At 38.0% G+C, this 20,143-nt stretch carries 16 protein-coding genes; 11 read left to right on the top strand and 5 right to left on the bottom strand.

Going from position 1 to position 20,143, the window contains the following annotated elements:
* Nucleotides 1-8: 8 nt before the first annotated feature.
* Both KKC17_00220 and KKC17_00215 read right to left on the bottom strand, forming a co-directional pair.
* A complete protein-coding gene (locus tag KKC17_00220) occupies nt 9-1,232 on the bottom strand; it encodes a type II secretion system F family protein (GenBank protein MBU1038653.1) in 1,224 nt (407 codons plus the stop codon).
* Between the two features lie 4 nt (nt 1,233-1,236).
* Nucleotides 1,237-2,973, bottom strand: coding sequence for a GspE/PulE family protein (locus KKC17_00215; GenBank protein MBU1038652.1), 1,737 nt, complete (start codon nt 2,971-2,973; stop codon nt 1,237-1,239).
* 130 nt (nt 2,974-3,103) lie between these two features.
* On the opposite strand from KKC17_00215, the gene KKC17_00210 reads away from it, so the two are divergent.
* The 7 genes from KKC17_00210 to murB all read left to right on the top strand — a co-directional run bounded on the left by KKC17_00210 (nt 3,104) and on the right by murB (nt 11,666).
* Nucleotides 3,104-3,490 (top strand): hypothetical protein, encoded by a 387-nt coding sequence (locus KKC17_00210; GenBank protein ID MBU1038651.1) that lies wholly within the window; start codon nt 3,104-3,106, stop codon nt 3,488-3,490.
* 7 nt (nt 3,491-3,497) lie between these two features.
* Nucleotides 3,498-4,532 carry a phospho-N-acetylmuramoyl-pentapeptide-transferase gene (gene mraY, locus KKC17_00205; protein MBU1038650.1) on the top strand — a complete coding sequence of 345 codons (1,035 nt, stop codon included), beginning with the start codon at nt 3,498-3,500 and terminating at the stop codon, nt 4,530-4,532.
* A 4-nt stretch (nt 4,533-4,536) separates the two neighbouring features.
* A complete protein-coding gene (gene murD / locus KKC17_00200; protein MBU1038649.1) occupies nt 4,537-5,928 on the top strand; it encodes a UDP-N-acetylmuramoyl-L-alanine--D-glutamate ligase in 1,392 nt (463 codons plus the stop codon).
* 12 nt (nt 5,929-5,940) lie between these two features.
* Complete coding sequence (gene ftsW, locus KKC17_00195) at nt 5,941-7,068, top strand: putative lipid II flippase FtsW (protein MBU1038648.1); 1,128 nt, start codon at nt 5,941-5,943, stop codon at nt 7,066-7,068.
* Nucleotides 7,065-8,138, top strand: a complete 1,074-nt coding sequence (locus KKC17_00190; protein MBU1038647.1) for a UDP-N-acetylglucosamine--N-acetylmuramyl-(pentapeptide) pyrophosphoryl-undecaprenol N-acetylglucosamine transferase — start codon at nt 7,065-7,067, stop codon at nt 8,136-8,138. Before ftsW ends, KKC17_00190 begins: the two co-directional genes overlap by 4 nt.
* A gap of 21 nt (nt 8,139-8,159) precedes the next feature.
* Entirely contained in the window at nt 8,160-9,569 is a 1,410-nt protein-coding gene (gene murC / locus KKC17_00185; GenBank protein ID MBU1038646.1) for a UDP-N-acetylmuramate--L-alanine ligase, read from the top strand.
* A gap of 1,119 nt (nt 9,570-10,688) precedes the next feature.
* Nucleotides 10,689-11,666: a UDP-N-acetylmuramate dehydrogenase gene (murB, locus tag KKC17_00180; GenBank protein ID MBU1038645.1), complete on the top strand. Its 978-nt coding sequence runs from the start codon at nt 10,689-10,691 to the stop codon at nt 11,664-11,666.
* Nucleotides 11,667-11,757: 91 nt separating this feature from the next.
* Here murB and KKC17_00175 read toward each other — a convergent pair whose 3' ends face one another.
* Entirely contained in the window at nt 11,758-12,699 is a 942-nt protein-coding gene (locus KKC17_00175) for a ribose-phosphate pyrophosphokinase (protein ID MBU1038644.1), read from the bottom strand.
* Nucleotides 12,700-12,893: 194 nt separating this feature from the next.
* Here KKC17_00175 and raiA point away from each other — a divergent pair, with 194 nt between their 5' ends.
* Together raiA and KKC17_00165 are read left to right on the top strand one after the other, a co-directional pair.
* Nucleotides 12,894-13,226: a ribosome-associated translation inhibitor RaiA gene (gene raiA, locus KKC17_00170; protein MBU1038643.1), complete on the top strand. Its 333-nt coding sequence runs from the start codon at nt 12,894-12,896 to the stop codon at nt 13,224-13,226.
* A 16-nt stretch (nt 13,227-13,242) separates the two neighbouring features.
* Complete coding sequence (locus tag KKC17_00165; GenBank protein MBU1038642.1) at nt 13,243-14,616, top strand: hypothetical protein; 1,374 nt, start codon at nt 13,243-13,245, stop codon at nt 14,614-14,616.
* On the opposite strand, the gene KKC17_00160 is transcribed toward KKC17_00165, so the two are convergent.
* Both KKC17_00160 and KKC17_00155 read right to left on the bottom strand, forming a co-directional pair.
* Nucleotides 14,617-15,651 (bottom strand): agmatine deiminase family protein, encoded by a 1,035-nt coding sequence (locus KKC17_00160; GenBank protein MBU1038641.1) that lies wholly within the window; start codon nt 15,649-15,651, stop codon nt 14,617-14,619.
* The gene (locus tag KKC17_00155; GenBank protein ID MBU1038640.1) at nt 15,648-16,493 is read right to left on the bottom strand and encodes a carbon-nitrogen hydrolase; all 846 of its coding nucleotides are present in this window, start codon (nt 16,491-16,493) and stop codon (nt 15,648-15,650) included. The genes KKC17_00160 and KKC17_00155 overlap by 4 nt, the downstream gene beginning before the upstream one ends.
* Before the next feature lie 150 nt (nt 16,494-16,643).
* Here KKC17_00155 and KKC17_00150 point away from each other — a divergent pair, with 150 nt between their 5' ends.
* Nucleotides 16,644-17,294, top strand: coding sequence for a hypothetical protein (locus KKC17_00150; protein MBU1038639.1), 651 nt, complete (start codon nt 16,644-16,646; stop codon nt 17,292-17,294).
* A gap of 125 nt (nt 17,295-17,419) precedes the next feature.
* The gene (gene secA, locus KKC17_00145) at nt 17,420-20,143 is read left to right on the top strand and encodes a preprotein translocase subunit SecA (GenBank protein ID MBU1038638.1); all 2,724 of its coding nucleotides are present in this window, start codon (nt 17,420-17,422) and stop codon (nt 20,141-20,143) included.

The following is a 20,143-nucleotide window of genomic DNA, read 5'->3' as shown; positions in this document are numbered from 1 at the left end:
AAGGAGGATTATAAGCTTTGAGTCAATGAATACATGGGTAAAATTATGGAAACGGCCAACCCACCGACGGCTAAACCTAATAGCAACATTAAAATAGGTTCAATAATAGTAGATAAATTAGACATAGTGCGGTCGACATCCTCTTCATAAAAAGCTGCTAATTCAGTTAGGACGGAATCTAAAGTACCAGTTTGTTCACCCACGGCCGTCATTTGGATTACTAACCCAGGGAAAAGTTTACTATGTTCGGCCATAATGGTAGCAATGGCTGTGCCCTTACTTAAGCGTTGGCCGGTTTGGTTAACTGCTTGTCGGTAGCGAACATTGCCTAGAGTGGAAGCGGTTATTTGGAAAGCTTGTACAATGGGTATGTCGGTTTTTAGCAAGGAAGATAAAGTGCGACAGAATTTAGCCAAGTTTATTTTTTGCAGAATATTTTTAAAAATAGGTAATTTTAACAATAGACCGTGCCCCAGCCAGCGTCCTTTTTCGGTACGCCACAGTTTTATTAAGGTAATTAAACCAATAGTTAAGCCTATTAATAACCACCAACCATTATTAACGACAAAATCACTTAGGGAAATAAGTATTCTGGTGGGTAAGGGCAAGGTGGCGTTTACTTCTTGAAAAACAGCCATTATTTTGGGAATAACAAAAATAATCATACCAACACCTATACCCACCATGGCCACCACCACAACAATCGGGTAGGTTAGAGCGTTTTTTACTTTACTAATCAGAGCGTGGTTTTTTCTTAGTTGGATTGTTAATTGGCCTAAAACTTCTTCTAAGCGGCCGCTTTTTTCGCCGGCTTGAATCATATTAACAAAGATATCCGGCCAAACTTTAGGAAATTTAGCTAAACTGTCGGCTAAAGAAGAACCTTTGTCTACTTCGTTGGAAATGGTTACTAAAATTTGTTTAAGTTGTTTATTGCTGGTTTGGTTGGTTAGTGTTTTAAGCGCTTGGGCTAAAGCCAAACCGGCTTTTATCATAACCTGAAGATTTTGTGTAAAAAATATTTTATCGACTACGGATACTGGTTTACCCAGAGTGATATTGAAGTTGATTTTATTGTTTTTAAAAAAAGAATTTTTAACCGTCGGTTCAGCTTGGGTTAAAATTAAATTTTGCTCATGCAATAGAGCGGCTAATTCATGTTCGGAAGGGGCCTCTAATTGTCCACTGTGTAAACTACCGTCCGAGCGACGAGCTTTATAATTGAATTGCATAAAATTAATCCATGGTTACGCGCAGGACTTCTTCGATAGAAGTAATGCCTTGCACGGCTTTTATAAAACCGTCTTCCAGCATTGTCAACATATTTTGTTTTTGAGCTTCTTTTTTTAATTCGTTGGCCGAAGCCCGATTTAAAATAAGTTGAGCCACCGAGGCGGTGATCTCAAATAGTTCGTAAATACCTAAGCGACCGCGGTAGCCTTGGTTATTACATTGCTTGCAACCGGCACCTTTTTTAAAAGTTAGATTTTCTAAAGTTTTGCCGGTTGTTTTTATGACATTTTCCCGTTTTAAAGTACTTAAAATATTAGCTAGGTTAATTTGTTTAGCCAGATCATCAAGATTTTTTTTGTTTAATTTATAACTGGTGGCACAGTTGCCGCAAATTTTTCTAACCAAACGTTGAGCCACAATTATATTGGTGGTGGAGGCAACTAAAAAGGGAGCAATACCCATGTCTAGTAGTCTGGGTAAAGTGCCAACCGCATCGTTAGTATGTAGGGTGGATAAAACCAAGTGGCCGGTCATGGCGGCATGAATGGCAATTTCGGCTGTTTCTAAATCACGAATTTCACCTACCATAATAATATCCGGGTCTTGCCTTAATAAGGAGCGTAAACCATTGGCAAAAGTAAAACCGATGCGCGGGGAAACTTGGCTTTGGTTAAGGCGGGGCAAGCGGTATTCAATCGGATCTTCAATGGTGGAAATATTAACGTCGTTGGTATTAAGTACGTTTAGAACAGAATATAAAGTAGTTGTTTTACCACTGCCGGTCGGGCCGGTAACCAAAATCATGCCGTGTGGTTTATCAATATTTCTTTTTAGAATGGTCAGAGGGTTTGGTTGTAGTCCTAGTTGTTCCAAGGTTAGGGCTTGGCCGGATTCTTGGAGTAAACGTAAGACTATCTTTTCACCGTCAAACACTGGAATAATGGAAACGCGGAAAGAGAATTGGTAGTCTTTGGTTTTAATTTTAAAACGGCCATCTTGAGGCAAGCGGTGTTCGTCCAGCTTAAGGTTGGCTAGAATTTTTATACGAGCGGTTAAACCGTCTTGGGCCTCTTTGGGTAAAGACATAACATCGCGCAACAGGCCATCCACCCGATAACGAACAATAACTTCTTGTTCAGTTGGTTCAACATGTATGTCGGAGGCACGTTCAAAAACAGCATATTCCAAAAGAGTGTCGACTATTCTTATAACCGGTAAATCTTCGGCTAGTTTTTTTAATTCAGCCGGTTTATCTGGATTGGGTGTGGAGGGTTTAGCCGGATTGGTTAGTTCGGCAAATTCAGCTTTTAAACTTTTATGATATTGTTGCAGAGCCTGCTTTAGGGAAGTGGGAGAGGTTAAGGCAATATCAATTTGACTATTGAATTTTTTTGCCAAAAATTCAATAGTCTGTAAGTCATCTGGTTCGGTAGCGGCAATTTTTACTGAGGTTTCATCTTTGTCATAGGCGACCAGTTGGTGCGATTCGGCAATTGGTTCTGGTACGGCCAATAGGATATCTTTACGAATAACAGTAGTGTGTAAATCAACATAAGGTATTCTTAATTCTTTGGCCATGGCCTGGTATAGGTCTGGTTCCTTGATTAATTTGTTGTCTATTAAAAATGTTTCTAAATTTATGCCTTGCTTAAGGCAATCTTGTTTAGCTTTAGCGAGCTTGGCCGTTGGCAAAAGCTGGTTATTAAGCAAGGCTTTATAAAGTAGATTTTGGTTTAGCATATTATTTTAAAGGCTAATTTAAAGGCCACTTGACTTGAGTATACCAAAAGTTGTTTGGCTGGACAATAAAAGTATTTGGAGGGTTTGCCAAAATAGGTGGTAACTAGCTACAATTAGTGAGTAAACCTTTATGTTTGGTAAAAAAATAATTTTTTGGCAGTGGCGAAAAGAAAGTTGGCGGTCTTTTTGGCGACAAAGGCTGGTGTGGCTACCGGTTAGTTTAACTTTCTTAATGGCTATAAGTAGCTGGCTGGTTTTGTGGTTGGTGTTGCCCCAGCAGGCCGAGTTGAGTGTTATTAGGTATTCGGTTGTTTTAGGCCCGAACTGGTTAGCTGAGCCGCGTTATTTATATTTAGTACCAGTTTTAGGTACCTTGTTTATGGTGGCTAATGTTTTATTGGCTTATACCTTGGGTCGGCGGACTTTATTCTTAAAGCAGTTGTGGTTGTGGTGCGGTTTAATTTTAACAGCTGGTTGGTTTGGCTTAACTATGTTATTGGTTTGGATTAATACTTAAAAGGCTTATGTTTTTTAGCGCTATTTTTGAAGTAATTTTTTTAACTATAGTTTCTTTTTTGGTGGCTTTAAGTTGGACGCCGATTTTAACTCATTTTTTATATCGTTACCGCTTAGGCAAGCAGGTTAGGGATTCTGATAGTGCGCCGATTATGTCGGCTTTGCATAAAAATAAAAATGGTACACCGACTATGGGCGGGGTTTTAATTTGGCTGACTGTTTTAGTTTTAGCTTTGCTGTTTTTTTATTTAGATGTTTGGTTTGGTTGGGGTTTAAACTTTTTAACCCGTAGTGAAACATTGTTGCCCTTGGGCGCTTTGGTGGCTTCGGCCATTGTGGGCCTGGTGGATGATTGGTTTAACATTAAAGGTTTTGGGCCCAAAGGTGGTGGTTTAAGTATGAAGCACCGTTTGCTTATTTATACAGCTATTTCTTTAGTGGGTGCCTGGTGGTTTTATTTTAAATTGGATTGGGATGTTCTGCATATTCCTTTTGTGGGTAATGTCGGAGTGAATTGGTGGTATATTCCAATTTTTATTTTTATTATTGTGGCCACTTCTTTTTCGGTTAACGAAACTGATGGTTTAGATGGTTTGGCTGGCGGGACTTTATTAACAGCTTTTGGTGCTTTTGGTGCTATTGCGTTTTTACAGGGTAAATATGATTTAGCGACTTTTTGTGGAGTGATTGTTGGCAGTTTATTGGCTTTTTTATGGTTTAACATAAATCCAGCCCGATTTTTTATGGGTGATACCGGTGCGATGTCTTTAGGGGTTACTTTAGGTATTGTGGCTATGTTAACTAATAGTGTTTTATTGTTGCCGATTATCGGTTTGGTTTTTGTTTTAGAATCGTTATCGGTGATTCTTCAGGTGTTGTCCAAAAAGATACGTGGCAAGAAAATTTTTTTGTCAGCCCCTTTGCACCATCATTTGGAGGCTATTGGTTGGCCGGAACCTAAGATAGTTATGCGTTTTTGGGTAATTGCTGGAGTAATGGCGGCCACTGGTTTAATAATTGCTTTGTTGGACAAAGGTTTTTAAAAATATGCCTACAGTAGCTGGTTTTAAAAAATTAAGGGTTTTGGTTTTAGGTTTGGGTTTACATGGTGGCGGTTTGGCGGTGGCTAATTGGTTGCTTAGCCAAGGTGCCTTAGTGACAATTAGTGATTTTAAAAATTCATTGGAACTTCAATCAAGTTTAAAAAAATTAAAGCGTTCATCAAGATTACAATTGGTTTTGGGAAAACAACCTATAACTTTGCTTAAAAATTGTGATTTAATAATTCAAAATCCAGCGGTGCCCAGGGAAGCCAAGATACTTAAATTAGCCAGACAAAAAAATATTCCTATAGAAAATGAAGCTAGTTTATTTTTAAAAATTTGTCCCAGCCAGCATTTAGTAGCAATTACCGGCAGTAAGGGTAAGTCCACCACCGTTAGTTTGTTAGGACAAATGGTTAAATCTACCTTTGTTAATAGCTTGGTGGCCGGCAATATACGCGATACGGTGATGTTTGAAGCTTTAAAGAAAATTAACCGACATAGTCGGTTAATTTTGGAGTTATCTAGTTGGCAATTGGAAGTAATGGATTTGCACAAACAAAGAGTGCCGCTGGCTGTTATTACCAATATTTTGCCGGATCATTTGAATCGTTATGATTCTTTGGCGCATTATGTAAAAGCCAAGGCGGTTTTAGTACGTTGGCAAAAAGTCACTGATCAAGCAGTCTTAAATTATGATAATGTAAGAACCCGGGCTTTAGCCAAACAAACTAAGGCTAAAGTTTATTGGTTTTCTTTAATTAAACCGGTTAGGCGGGGCTGTTATATAAAAAACAATTTTATTTATTGGCAAAATAAAAAAATAGAAAAAATTATGTCAGTGGCTGATGTTAAGCTTAAAGGCCAGCATAATTTGGCTAATATTTTAGCGGCGGTAGCGGCTGGTCGTTTAATTGGTTTACCAGCTAGTAAGATTGCTAAAACTTTGCGTAATTATAAAGGTTTGCACGATCGTTTAGAGTTAGTTAGGCAGTTTAAGGGTCGGTATTATTATAACGATACAACCGCTACGGCGCCGGTAGCTACTATAGCGGCCCTTAAAACTTTGGCTGGTCAGGCGGTGTCTTTAATTGCCGGCGGACAAGACAAGAATTTAGAGTATAAAGGATTGGCCAAGCAGATAGTTATAAATCAGGTGGTTTTAATTTTATTACCTGGTACAGCTACGGTTAAATTGCTAGCGGCTTTGCCTAAAGATTATCCGTATTTGGAAGTTGATAATATGAAACAGGCGGTTAAGTTGGCTAATAGTTCTTTAGGTGTGGCCAGTGGGGGAACGGTTTTGCTGTCGCCTGGGGCGGCTAGTTTTAATTTATTTAAACACGAGTTTGATAGGGGCCAGCAATTTATTAAAGAAGTAAAAGCTTTAGTTTAAGAATAATTTAAAATGAATAAAAAAATTTTACAAACCGCCAATCGACCCGATTATGTTTTTATTGTGGCCGTGGGTCTTTTATTGTTGTTCGGTCTTATTTTTTTAGCCTCGGCTTCTTCGGTGTTGGCTTTTAATAAATTTGGTGACAGTTATTATTATATAAAAAGGCAATTACTGTACGGTGTGGGACCCGGGCTTATTTTGTGTTTGGCTTTTAGTCGATTGCCTTATCAAAAATTACGGCAGTTAGCCATGCCTATTTTAATTGTAACTTTGTTTTTAATGCTTTTAGTTTTTGTGCCAGGTGTTGGTTTTGAATACGGTGGTGCTCGGCGTTGGATTCATTTGTTTGGCAATTCCTTGCAGCCTAGTGAAATTTTAAAATTGGCTTTTATTATTTATTTATCAGCTTGGTTAGCTGGTAAGGGTGAACAGATAAAAAAATTTAAAGAAGGAATTTTGCCTTTTGTTTTAATAACTGGTCTTACTTTAGTTTTTGTTTTACTGCAGCGTGATTTAGGTACCACTTCGGTTATTGGAGTTAGTGCTTTTTTTATTTTGCTAGCCAGTGGCGCCAATTTAAGTCATTTGGCTGGTTTGATTGGTTCGGGTAGTTTGCTTGCTTGGTTAATGATAAAATTAGAACCTTATCGGGCCGCCCGTTTAACTGTTTTTTTACATCCAGAATTAGACCCGCAAGGTATTGGTTATCATATTAATCAGGCTTTATTGGCCGTGGGTTCGGGTGGATTTTTTGGTTTGGGTTTAGGTTATTCCAGGCAAAAGCACGCTTATTTGCCCGAGGTAACCGGCGATTCCATTTTTGCTATTATTGCTGAAGAATTAGGTTTTTTGTTTACCAGTATTTTTGTGATGTTAATTGGTTTTGTATTGTGGCGCGGTTTTAAAATTGCTCGTTATGCGCCCGATAATTTTGGCCGTTATTTAACCGTCGGTATTTTGGTTTGGTTGGGTTGGCAAAGTTTTATTAATATTGCCTCCATGCTTAATTTATTACCTTTAACTGGCGTGCCTTTGCCTTTTGTTTCGGCCGGCGGTTCAGCTTTAATGATTGCTTTAAGCGGTATTGGTATTATTATTAATGTGTCTCGTCAGGCGCACTGGAAGGAGAGATTATGACCATACTATGCTTGGGTGGCGGTACTTTAGGTTCGGTAACACCACTCTTAGCTGTGGCCGAAGAGTTACAGCAACGACATAAGGATTTAAAAATTATTTGGTGGGGTACGGCTCGGGGGCCAGAGAAAATTTTAGTGACCGCGGCCGGTTTAAATTTTTTGGCTTGGCCGTCTGGCAAATGGCGACGTTATTTTAGCTGGCAAAATTTTGGAGATTTGTTTGTTATTGGTTACTCTTTTATTAAAGCTTGGTTTTATTTAGGACGACTTAAGCCAGTAGTTATTTTAACAGCTGGTAGTTTTGTGGCTGTACCGCCGGCTTGGGCAGCTTGGTTTAGAGGTTTACCGGTTTTGGCCCATCAGCAGGATGTACGGGTAGGTTTAGCTAATCAATTGTTAAAACCAGTTAGCACTAAATTTACTTTGACTTTAAGCAAGTCAGCTACAGATTTTTCTAATAATCAGGCCGTGGTTACCGGCAATGCCGTCCGGTCTGGTTTTAACCAACCGCCAACAGTTACAGAAGCTAGGCAGAAATTAGGTCTGGCTGTTGAAAAAAAGGTAATTGTTTTTTTGGGTGGTGGTACGGGTGCGTATTTTATTAATCAGTTAGTGATTGATAATTTACCTTCCTTAACCACTTTGGGGCAAGTTGTCCATTTAACTGGTTTAGGAAAAACATCAACCAGTCAGCCAGCTATGGATTATTGGCCAATTCCTTTAACGGCCGATAATTTATTTGTTTTGCAAGCTGCTGATGTGGTGGTTAGTCGAGCCGGTTTAGGCACTTTGTCTGAATTAGCGGCTTTAAAAAAACCAGTGGTGGTGGTGCCTATGCCGGGTACGCACCAGGAGGCCAACGCCGCTTTATTGGAAACAGCCCAAGCTGCCTTGGTTTTTAAGCAAACAGATTTGACTTCCAGTAAATTGATTGATACTTTAAGTCAGCTGTTGAATGATTCAGCTGTTAGTTTTGAGTTAGGTAAGAACTTGTCCGCATTAATCCCTACCAACGGGGCCAAAAGAATAGCGGATGAGGTGGAAAAAGTAATTAACCGAGCCAAGAATTAAGATTTAGTATTTAAATTATTTATGTCTTTTTTGGATAAAGCTAATCGAATATACTGCATTGGTTTAAAAGGTGTTGGTATGATTGGTTTAGCTCAAATTTTAAAAGGTCTGGGTAAAGAAGTTTGGGGTAGTGATACCACGGAAAAATTTATTACCGATGAGGTATTAGTTCGAGCCGGTCTTAAGTGTCATGAAGGTTTTTCCGCCAAGCATTTGGCCGAACCAATTGATTTTGTTATGCGTTCCAGCGCTTATGGTCCGGAACAAGAAGAAGTGGCCGCTGCTCTTAAAAAAAATTTACCAACTTATACTTACGCTGAAGTTTTAGCCGAGCTTACTAAAACCAAACGAGGTTTGGCTGTAACTGGTAGTCACGGCAAAACCACTATTAGCGCTTTGCTGGCTCATATTTTAAAAGAAGCTGAATGGCGACCTACGGCCTTGGTAGGTTCTATGGTTAAGAATTGGCAAGGTAATGCTTTAGTGGGCGATGGTGATTGGTTTATTTTTGAAGCTGATGAATACCAAAATAAATTTCATCAGTTTATGCCCGAGGCCGCTATTTTAACTGGTATTGATTGGGATCATCCGGATTTTTTCCCGGATGCCGAGTCTTACTATCAGGCTTTTGTGGAATTTTTAAAAAAACTTCCGCCTGATGGTTGGTTGGTAGCTTGTTATGATGATAATAATGTTAAACGAGCGGTGGCCGAGGCTGGTTTAAAGCCGGAACAAATTATCACTTATGGTTTAAAAAATGGTTATTGGAAAATGGTTAGAATGTGGTTAGAGGAAGGTCGTTGGCATTTTTCTTTGAATGAGGGGCAAGAATATTTAGGTGTGTTTTCTTTTCGATTAATTGGCGGGCATAACGTAGCTAACGCTATGGCGGCTATTGCGGCCGCCCGGCGCTTAGGTATAGAGGTGGATGTTATTCAGCGGGCCTTATTAAGTTTTGAAGGTACGGCCAGACGTTTTGATATTAAAGGTAAGTTGACCAACGGTTTAACTATTGTAGATGATTATGCTCATCATCCAGCGGCTATAACTGCGACTTTAAAAGCCGCTCGGGCTTTTTATCCTTATAAAAATATTCGAGTGGTTTTTCATCCTCATACTTTTAGCCGAACTAAGGCTTTGTTTAAGGAATTTGCCAATTCTTTTAAAGAGGCGGATCAGGTTATTATTTTGGATATTTATGCTTCAGCTCGTGAGAAAGTCGGTAGTATATCTTCTTTGGATTTGGTGGAGGAAACAAAAGAGCATCATAAAAATGTGGTGCATCAGCCAACAGTGGAGAGTGTGGTGGAATATTTATCAGCTGATTTAAAACGCAATGATCTTTTGATTACTATGGGTGCGGGTGATGTTTGGCGAGTGGGGGAGGAATTGATTAAAAAGTTTGGACTTATAACTGGGAATGAGTTTTAGGTTTTGAGAGAATAATTTATTTAATTGCTTTTAACGAGCAGAAGCCCAAGCTTGGGACTCTAATGGTACTTCTTTACACCCCCCTTCTTTTAAAGAAAGGGTTAATTATATATTAAGATATTTAGTACTCCATTACTTCTCTAAGAGAAGTAATACAAGAGTCGCCACCAGAATTTAAGTCGCTACAGTGCTCGTTGCCTGATAGGCCCAGGCTATGCCGAATCTACCACAAACACGCCTTGGCTTATCTGTCAGGCAACTTCCGCTCTGTTACCAGGGCTTAAATATGGTGGCAAGTTACTTATTTAAATTTTGAGATAGCGGTATATTTAAAAACACTCTTAATTTATAAGAGTGTTTTTAAGAAGTGTAGTGTTTTCTAAATTAATCTGGAGGAGAACAGGTGAAACAGTTTTGGCTCGAAAGCCACTGTTTCGAATTAATTGACTTCTGGTAAGAGCTAGTTAACACCAGCTAAACAGACCAGCACAATTAATTATTCTCCCCTCCAAGTTAACTTAGAAAAAATATTTTTTTAAAGTTCCCACCTAAACGGCTGATAAATTATCCGCAGCTAGGGTGGGAGGGAGAAAGAATGTTATTTTCTCCCAATTAGGTGTGTTGATGAGTCCTACGGCATTAGGACTCTGAGGAATATTTTAAATAATTTTTTTGTCTTAGCCACTTGTTTTTAAGGTGGCTATTAAAAAAGATGTTTGCCTAGATACCGTCAGTTCAAACATTACTGATTGTCTTAAGATCCTTTGTATAACCGGCGTGACTGTTTAAGGTAACAAGACAAATTTGTGCCTGTAAATTCGGTACCAAGGTAAACATCCTTTGGTAAGCTGTTTTAATTAAGGGACAAGCACGACCCAATTAAAACTTAATATATTTAATTTTTAACTATTTATCATACACCCAAGCAGGATTTTTGTCAATAGTTAAGGCTTGGCTTGGTGGTTATTTTGGCTAATGTTAGAGAAGATAATTAAATTTAGTTTATGTTAATTGAGTTTTATTACAGGATGTTTGTTTACAGTATATTAGAATAATCTCTTGCTTAGTTAAGCAAATAACCTTAACCTAGGTAAGGGAAAATTTATAAAAATATTCAATATGGCCGATATAATTACAGAATTTAATAATAATCAAATAGGGCCGGTTTTAGCAGAGGAACCTTTAAAAAATCATACTAATTTTAAAATTGGTGGTCCGGCTAAATATTTTTTTACTGCTTTGAATACGGCCGACTTAATAAAAGCTGTACAAGTAGCCAATGAATTAAATGTTAAAACATTTTATTTAGGTTTGGGTTCTAATGTTTTAGTATCAGATGGTGGTTTAGATGGTTTGGTTATAAAAATTAAAACCAATCAATTAAAGATTACCGATTGTTCAGTAGTGGCCGAAGCGGGTGTTAATTTAGCTTGGCTAGTGCAGCAAATTGTGGCGGCTGGTTTAACTGGTTTAGAACCTTTAGTTGGTGTGCCCGGTACAGTGGGTGGGGCAATTTATGGTAACGCGGGGTTACCTAAGATTAAGCAGGGATTTATGGGCGACTGGGTTAATAGCGTAACTGTTTTGCGACAGGATAAAATTATTACTTTAACTAAAGAAGCTTGTAACTTTTCTTATCGGCAATCCCTTTTTAAGACTAATGAGGATGTTATTTTATCGGTTAATTTAAAATTAAACCCCGGTGTTAGTGCTCAAAGTCGGGAATTAATGGCTACTTATATTAAAGCCAGACAAAATCAACCTTATAATAAACCGTCTTCTGGTTGTATTTTTACTAATTTGGTTATAGAAAATCCAGCTGAATTAAGAAGTAAATTTCCTAACAACTCAGAGATAGAAGATTTTATTAAACAAGGTGGCCAGCAATTGCCGGCGGCTTGGTTAATTGATCAAGCTGGTTTAAAAGGTAAAACTATGGGGGATATTAAAATTTCCGAAGAGCACGCTAATTATTTGCTTAATTTAGGCCAAGGTACAGCTGAACAGGTAATAATGATGATTTCTTATATTAAACAGCAGGTGCGTGATAAATTTGGCTATCAATTAAAAGAGGAAATAAAGTATTTGGGTTTTTGATTATTTTGATATTCTCAAGGATGTTAGAATTATTCTGGTATAAAAAGAACCGCCTCTTAAAAAACAAAAGGCGGTTTTAAAATTGTATGAATTATTTTTTCATTTCCTCTGAATCAAACATGGAGGAGATGGATTTATTAGAAAAAGCATTGTTGGTTACTTCGGCCAGTAGTTTAGCCAGACTGATAACTTCTATTTTTTCCGAAGTGATTTCTTTTTTTATTGTATCGGTTACAACAAGTTTTTCTATGGGGCTATTTTCAATGGCTTCTATAGCTTTACCGGATAAAACAGCGTGAACAACTGAGCCATATATTTTATTAGCGTCTTTTTCTTTTAAGGCTTTAACTGTGCCAACAAAAGAACCGCCGGTGTCTATCATATCATCCACTATTAAAATATTTTTTCCACTTGGATTGCCAATAATATTTAAAATTTCCGCTTCGTTGTCTTTGGGCCTTCTTTTGTCAATAATAATCAATTCGGCGTTTAATCTTTTGGCCCAAGCTCGCGCCATTTTAACCGCGCCAACATCGGGGGCGGCCACGGTATCAATTGGATATTTTGACCAGTAGGGCAGTAATTCTTTAGAAGCATAAACATGGTCAACCGGAATATCAAAGAAACCTTGTATTTGGCTGGCGTGTAAATCAATGGTTATGATTCTGTCAGCTCCGGCAGTGGTTAATAAGTTGGCAACTAATTTGGCGGTGATAGAAACCCTAGGTTCTGGTTTTCTGTCTTGTCGGGCATAACCAAAGTAAGGAATAATAGCGAATATTTTAGCTGCCGAAGCTCTTTTAGCCGCATCGATGGCTACAAGGAGTTCCATCAGGTTTTCAGCCGGTGGATTAGTTGATTGAACTATGGCGACGGTGGCTCCTCGAATATTTTGATGATATTTACACCAAACTTCACCATCGCTGTGGCGTTTAACTTCCAAATTGCCCAAGGGCATTTCTAAATGTTTGGCCATTTTTTCAGCCAAATTTTTACTTTCTCTGCCCGAGAATATTAATAGATTTCCATTCATGTCCTGTCTCCTCATATTGTTTATTTTATATTGATTGTTTGTTAAATACCATTTTTAGACTTGTTTTTAGTTAGTTACCTTAACTCCGTGGTTTTTTATCGTTAAGTAAGAGGCTAAGATTAGCCAAAATAATCTTATTTGCCAAATGGGTCAATTTTATTTATATTAATAAGCGTTATCCTTATTAAAAATATATGGATTTTATTATCAGCGGAAAAAATTTTAAGCTTACCCCGAGCATTAAAAAATACGTGCAGGATAAGTTTAGTAAATTATCTAAATATTGGGGAAAAATTATACGGGCGCGCATTGAATTAAAAGTGGACAAAGCGCATAAGTCAGGGCAGTTAAGTGGGGTGGATGTGGTTTTGGAAGTACCAGGACCAGATATTCGGGCCGAACAAAAAGCTAGCGAGATGCACGAGGCTATAGATTTGGTAATGCCTAAATTAGAAAGGCAGCTTAATAAAGCTAAGGATAAAAATTTGGCTAGAGAAAAATTTAATCCGCCGGTTTTAGATTTATAAGGAGTAAGCAATCGCCATGGCTAAAAATAAAAATTATCGTAATTTTTGGAAATTAGGTCGCCCAGAAGTAAACACAGATCATTTTGACATAGTCCCGCCTGGGGAATTGGTGGTTAAAGAAGGTAATTATCAATACAATTTAAACGATTTAATAAAAAAATTTGGTACGCCTTTGGAAATCGCCTTTCCTTTTATAATTGAGAATCGACTGGGGCACTTAATAGAAACTTTTAATCGCACTATTAAATCTTACAAATACAAGGGTAAGTTTTTTTATCATTACCCCATGAAGGTTAATCAGAATAAAGAGTTTGTTTTGCCGATTATTTCTGAGGGAGGTAATTTAGAAGTAACCAGCGCTAATGAATTGTGGCTAGTTAAACGTTTGTGGGAGCAAGGGCAATTCAATACTAAGATACGGGTTATTTGTAATGGCCCAAAAACTAATTATTATTTGTCTTTGATTAGCGAACTTCGAGAAAAAGGTTTGCAGATTACGCCGATTATTGAAAGCTTGGAAGAAGCCAAGTCCATTAATGGTTTTAAGGGCGATGTTGGTATTAGATTAGATTTGGATATGAAGATTCGGGCCCATTGGGACAAAAAAGTGAATCGTTTTGGTTTGAAAGCTAATGATATTTTGGAATTAGGTCGCATTCGCAATCTTAAATTGTTGCATTATCATACTTCTACCCAAATTGAATATCAGGAGGATATGATAAATCCTTTAAAAAAGGCTATGGAAGTTTATGTTAAACTGCGTAAAATAAATCCCAGCTTAGACATGATAGATATTGGAGGTGGTTTTCCTGTGCCTCATGAGAAAGTCCCTTTCTTCAAAGTGGAAACCATGGTTAAACGTATGGTTAGTATTATTCAAAAAGCTGTAGATAAAGCTGGTTTACCACATCCTGATATTTTGTGTGAGTGGGGTAGTTATTTGGTCGCCCCGGCTCAGGTAACTATTTATCGTGTTTTATCACAAAAGCATATTAGTAAAGGTACGGCTAAAAATTGGTATATCGTGGATGGTAGTTTTATGAACGACCTTAAGGACACGTGGGCCATTCACCAAAAATGGCATGTTGTGCCAGTAAATAATTTACAAGCTAAAAATTTAACTCGCACTTGGTTAGCTGGTTTGTCTTGTGATTCAGACGATAGATACACCAATGGTGGTAATTATGTTTTATTACCTAGGTTGGATGATTTAGAAGAAGGCGAAAAACAATATATTGCCATATTGGACACTGGTGCTTATCAGGATGCTCTATCTTCTTATCATTGTTTGCTTTCTTCGCCAGCTAAAGTAATTGCTCAGAACGGTGTTTTAACAGTAGCTAGGAAGCGTGAATCAGCTGAAGAGGTTGGTAAGCAATTTGGTTGGTAATTACACAGGTTCTTGCTGGGTAATGCAGTGAATAGCTCCGCCACCGTACAGTAAATCGTTACAATCAATTAAAGTAATTAATCGGTCGCTAAAGTAGTGGCCGATTATTTTTTGGGCCTCTTGGTCGCTGGGTAAGTTAAATTTAGGCAGTAACAAACAATTATTAGCTAAATAAAAATTAGCGTAAGAAGCCGGCATTAATTGGCCATTATCATAAAAAATTTCCGGCAGGGGTAATTTAACTATATTTAATTTATCACCCTGGGCAGTTGTTTGGTTTAGAAGCAAATTATAATTCTCCACTAATCTTTCATAGTTGGGATTATTTTTATCATCAGTCCAAGTCACTAAAATTGTATTGGTATTTACAAAGCGGGCAATTTCGTCGATGTGTCCGTCGGTGTGGTCGTTGACTAAGCCTTGTTTAAGCCAGATTACTTTATCAACCCCCAAATAATCTTTTAGTAATTGTTCAGTGTCTTGTTTGGATAAACTAGAATTACGGTTAGGATTTAGCAAACATTCTTCAGTGGTTAAAGCCAAACCTTGGCCGTTTACCTCCATAGCACCGCCTTCCATAATAAAATCGGTTAGGAATTTTTGGCCGGTTATTTTTTTGTCTAATAAGTCAAAAACATTATTATCTTTGAGTAAATCAGTAAATTTATGACCGTAAGCATTGTATTGCCATTTAACCCAGGCTTTTTCTTTTAGATTGTTTTTTAGGAAAGTTGGGCCATAGTCGCGCAACCAAACATCGGCATAATCAGTTATATAAAATTCAACATTTTTTAGAATAGTTTTAGTTGATTCTAATTTTTTTAAAATTTTATTTTTAACCGCTTCGTTTTGAATAATAATTTTTATCTTTTCTTGTTGGCTTAGAGCTTCAATTATTTGGCAGTAAACCTGTTCAACCTGGTTAAGGCGGTCGGGGAAAGTTATTAGGTCGTACGGCCAAGCCAGCCAAGTGGCCGAGTGCTCTTGCCATTCGGCTGGCATTTGATAGCCTAGTGATTTGGGGGTCGGGTTCATATTAGTGGTTGGTAGGTGTCGGGGCGCCTGTTTTTTAAAAAACCCCAACCCTGGCGAATTCTTTTATTGTGTGACAGATCAATATCACAGATAATTATTTCTTCTTTAGTAGCTGAAGCTTTTTTGATTATTGTGCCAAAACCATTAGTCACAAAAGATTGTCCCCAGAAGTTTAATTTATCTTCACGGCCAGTACGGTTAATAGCCGCTACGTGAACACCGTTGGCAATGGCGTGGCCGCGCATAACTGTTTCCCAAGCATTATGCCAATCGCCGTCTTTAGAATTATGGCCGACTATGTAGCCAATAGCTGTTGGGTAAAAAATTAAATCAGCGCCTTTAAGCGTGGCAATACGGGCGGCTTCGGGAAACCATTGATCAAAACAAATAAGCACGGCAAAAGTGGCGTATTTAGTTTTGTAAATTTTGTAGCCGGCTTGGCTGGGGTTAAAATAATTTTTTTCCCAAAATAAAGGATCGTGCGGAATGTGAATTTTACGGTAGGTTGGCAAAAGTTTGCCTTGTTCGTTTATCACAGCGGCTGAATTGTGAAAGCGACCTTGTTTATCTTTTTCGTAAATTGGGGCCACTATGATGGTTTGATACTTTTTGGCCAGTTTGCCTAGAGCTTGGGTAATTGGGCCGGGGATGGTTTGAGCGTAAACATCTTTATTAACATTTTTATACTGAGGAAAATAAATCGTATTGAATAGTTCGGGCAAGGCGATAATTTTGGCGCCACGCCGGCCAGCCTTAGCCACTAAAGCTAAAACTTTTTTTAAGTTAAAAGCTTGGTCTGTGGTAGATTGATGTTGAATTAAAGCAATAGTTAATTTTGGCATAAATAATTTATTATAGTAGAGCTATTATATTTTAGCAGAACTTGGTTGTAAAGTCAGTTAGTTAATTGACAGATTGGCTTATTTTAATTAAGGTTTTATCAAACATCTTCAAAAAATAAAAACAATTTCAACAACTTTTAGGAGGTTAAAATGTCTTTTAAAATCAGTAATGCTTTTTTGTCTTCTTACAGAAAAGATCAGGAATTGATTAAATTCGCCAACAACCTTAGTAGTTTAGGTGTTAAGGTTTACGCTTCGGGCGGTACAGCTAATTATTTGCTTGATAATGGAGTTGAAGTTTTGAATATTGCTTCAATAATCGGTCAAGCAAAGTTTGGTCACCGTTTAGTAACAATTTCACCTCAAGTATTCGGAGCTTTGTTAGCTAATTATTCTTCACTCGATGATTTGCGGGAACTGGCAGAGATGGGTATGGAACCTTTTGATTTATTGTATGTTAATCCTTATCCGACTAGCGATGTTATTAAAGATAAAGTTGGAAATTTTTCTGCAGTTGTAGAAATGATAGATGTTGGTGGTCCAGCTATGTTGGTAGCGGCTGTTAAGGGTTTAAGATTAGTTGTATCTAATCCTAAACAATTTTCAAAAGTAATAAAAATAGTTGAAGAGGTTAACGAAGGTAGAGTTGATTTAACTGATGAGTTGCAGAAAGATGCTTATATATTTGATATTCTAGGGTTAGGCATAGAAGCAATTCATACGGTTCTTAATTCTTATGAGCCTTTGTTGAAATTTTTCGGTGATACCAGAGTAAAACTGGTTAATAAACAAAAAAAGTAAAAACAATTGGACGCTTCTTTGCCTTTTTAGGTGAGGAGGCGTTAATTATTTTTATACTTGTCGTTAGCTTAAAATTATAGTATAGTAAGGTCTGTTTTATAGCTTGTAAAGTAGAAAAAATTAGCATGTCATTTTTAGATAAATTATTTGGCGATCCTAATGAACGAGTGGTTAATAAGCTTTTGTCAGAGGTAGAACAAATAAACGCTTTTGAACCCAAAATAAAACAGTTGACCGATGAACAATTAAGCGGTCAGACTGCTTTATTTAAAAATCGTTTGCAGCAAGGCGAAACTTTGGATAATTTATTACCCGAAGCTTTTGCTACCGTGCGTGAAGCGGCTCGTCGTGTATTAGGCCAGCGGCATTTTGACGTTCAATTAGTTGGCGGTATTGTTTTACATCGCGGTCAAATAGCGGAAATGCGTACTGGTGAAGGTAAAACTTTAACCGCCACCTCGCCAACCTATCTTAATGCTTTAACGGGTAAGGGTGTACATGTGGTTACCGTGAACGATTATTTGGCTAGGCGCGATGCTATTTGGATGGGTAAGGTTCATTACAGTTTAGGTTTGACTGTTGGTTGTGTAAATCACGAAATAGCTTATTTGTACGATCCGACTGTTAGCAACGAAGATCCGTCTTTTAATAATTTAAAGGTTGTACCGCGTCAGCAGGCTTATTTGGCTGATGTGTTGTACGGCACTAATAACGAATTTGGTTTTGATTATTTAAAAGATAATATGGTTTGGCGTCTTAGTGATATGGTTCAACGTCCTTTGCATTATACGATTGTGGACGAAGTGGATTCTATTTTAATAGACGAAGCCAGAACACCTTTAATTATTTCGGCGCCGGCCGAAGAAGCTATGGCCACTTATTATAAAGTGGCTCAGTTTGCCGCGGGTTTGGTAGAAAATGAAGATTATAATGTAGATGAAAAAATGCGAGCCGCTACTTATACGGAAAATGGTATTACTAAGGCGGAGCGTTGGCTTAATTTAGGTAACTTGTACAGTGAAGCTGGTTTTCAGATGATTCATCATTTAGAGCAGGCTTTAAAAGCTAAAGCTTTATTTAAAAAAGATAAGGATTATGTAGTTAAAGAGGGGGAAATTGTAATTGTCGATGAATTTACTGGCCGTTTAATGCCCGGCCGTAGATATTCTGAGGGTTTGCATCAGGCTATTGAAGCTAAAGAAAATGTAAAAATTCAACGTGAGTCTTTAACTTTAGCCACCATTACTTTTCAAAATTATTTTAGGCTTTACGAGAAGTTGGCTGGTATGACCGGTACAGCTACTACCGAAGCTGAGGAGTTTCATAAAATTTATAAATTAGAAGTGGTAAGCATTCCCACTAATAAACCCAATATCCGGCAAGATTTAACCGATCGGGTATATAAAAATGAATTAGCCAAATTTAAGGCCGTGGTGCAGGAGGTAAAGGAGCGATATCAAAAAGGCCAACCGGTTTTGTTGGGTACTATTTCAATTTCTAAAAATGAACTGTTGTCTGAGCTGTTAACTCAAGCCGGTTTACCGCACCAAGTTTTAAACGCCAAGAATCATACGGGTGAAGCTGGTATTATTGCCCAAGCTGGTCGCAAAGGTAGTGTTACTTTGGCTACTAATATGGCTGGTCGCGGTGTAGACATAATTTTGGGTGGCAGTCCGGCCACAGCCGAAGAAGCGGCCGTTGTTAAAGATTTAGGGGGTTTGCATGTTATTGGTACGGAACGGCACGAATCACGGCGTATAGATAATCAATTGCGTGGTCGTGGCGGCCGGCAAGGGGATCCAGGCTCCACTTTGTTTTTTGTTTCTTTGGAAGATGATTTAATGAGGATTTTTGGTTCGGACCGAGTAGGTGGTGTAATGCAACGCTTAGGCTTGCCCGACAATGTGCCTATAGAAAATAAAATGGTTTCTAAATCCATTGAAACAGCGCAAAAAAAAGTGGAAGGTCATAATTTTGATATTCGTAAGCATTTGGTGGAGTATGATGATGTTTTAAATAAACAACGGGAAGCGGTTTATAAGAAACGGCGACAAGTATTGCAATCAGCCGAAAAAAATCCCAATGAATTAAGGGAATTAGTAGTGGAAATGATTGTTAAAGAAATTAGCGAGGTAGTAGCTTTTCATACGGCTTTAGATAATTTAAAAGATTGGAATATTGAAGAAATTTACGAAACAATAAATTCCATTTTCCCAGTGACCAAAGAAGTTAGAAAAAAATTAGCAGAATTAGAAGGTCATAAAAACACAGCCACAGACGAAGTGATAGCTAGGGATAGTTTAATAAATTATTTAACCGGTTTGGCTAAGGAACACTATGTGGCTATGGAGCAGAGTTTGCAAATAAAAGCAGCCGATTTAGCTGTGCCCAACAGCCAGGAAATAATGCGCGAAGCAGAAAAGACTTTGTTTTTAAGAGCTATTGATAGACTGTGGGTTCAGCATTTAACTTCTATGGATTATTTGCGGGGCAGTATTGGTCTGCAAGGTTATGGCCAAAGAGATCCGTTGGTAGAATATAAACGCCAAGCTTATAAAATGTTTAAAGAGTTGTTGGCCGCTATTCAAGATGAAATGGTTTATAATATATTTAAAACCGGTTTAATACAAAATTTGGTTAGGGAGCCAGTTGCTCCCAAGCAGGCGATTATAGAAAAAGGTCCGGCTAAAACCATGGCCGAACAAAACAGCGTCTTTGCGACAGCTTTAACCACCCAGGGCCAGGCGGCTAGCAATAAACCGCGCGATGGTGAAGGCCATAAAGTCGGTCGCAACGATCCTTGTCCTTGCGGTAGTGGAAAAAAATATAAGAAGTGTCATGGAGCGTAA

This window comes from Patescibacteria group bacterium, assembly GCA_018817715.1.
In the GTDB taxonomy this organism is placed as follows: Bacteria; Patescibacteriota; Patescibacteriia; order Veblenbacterales; family UBA10138; genus JAHITT01.
The sequence above is the reverse complement of the archived record's forward strand: the minus strand, read 5'-3'. Positions and strand labels throughout refer to the sequence as shown.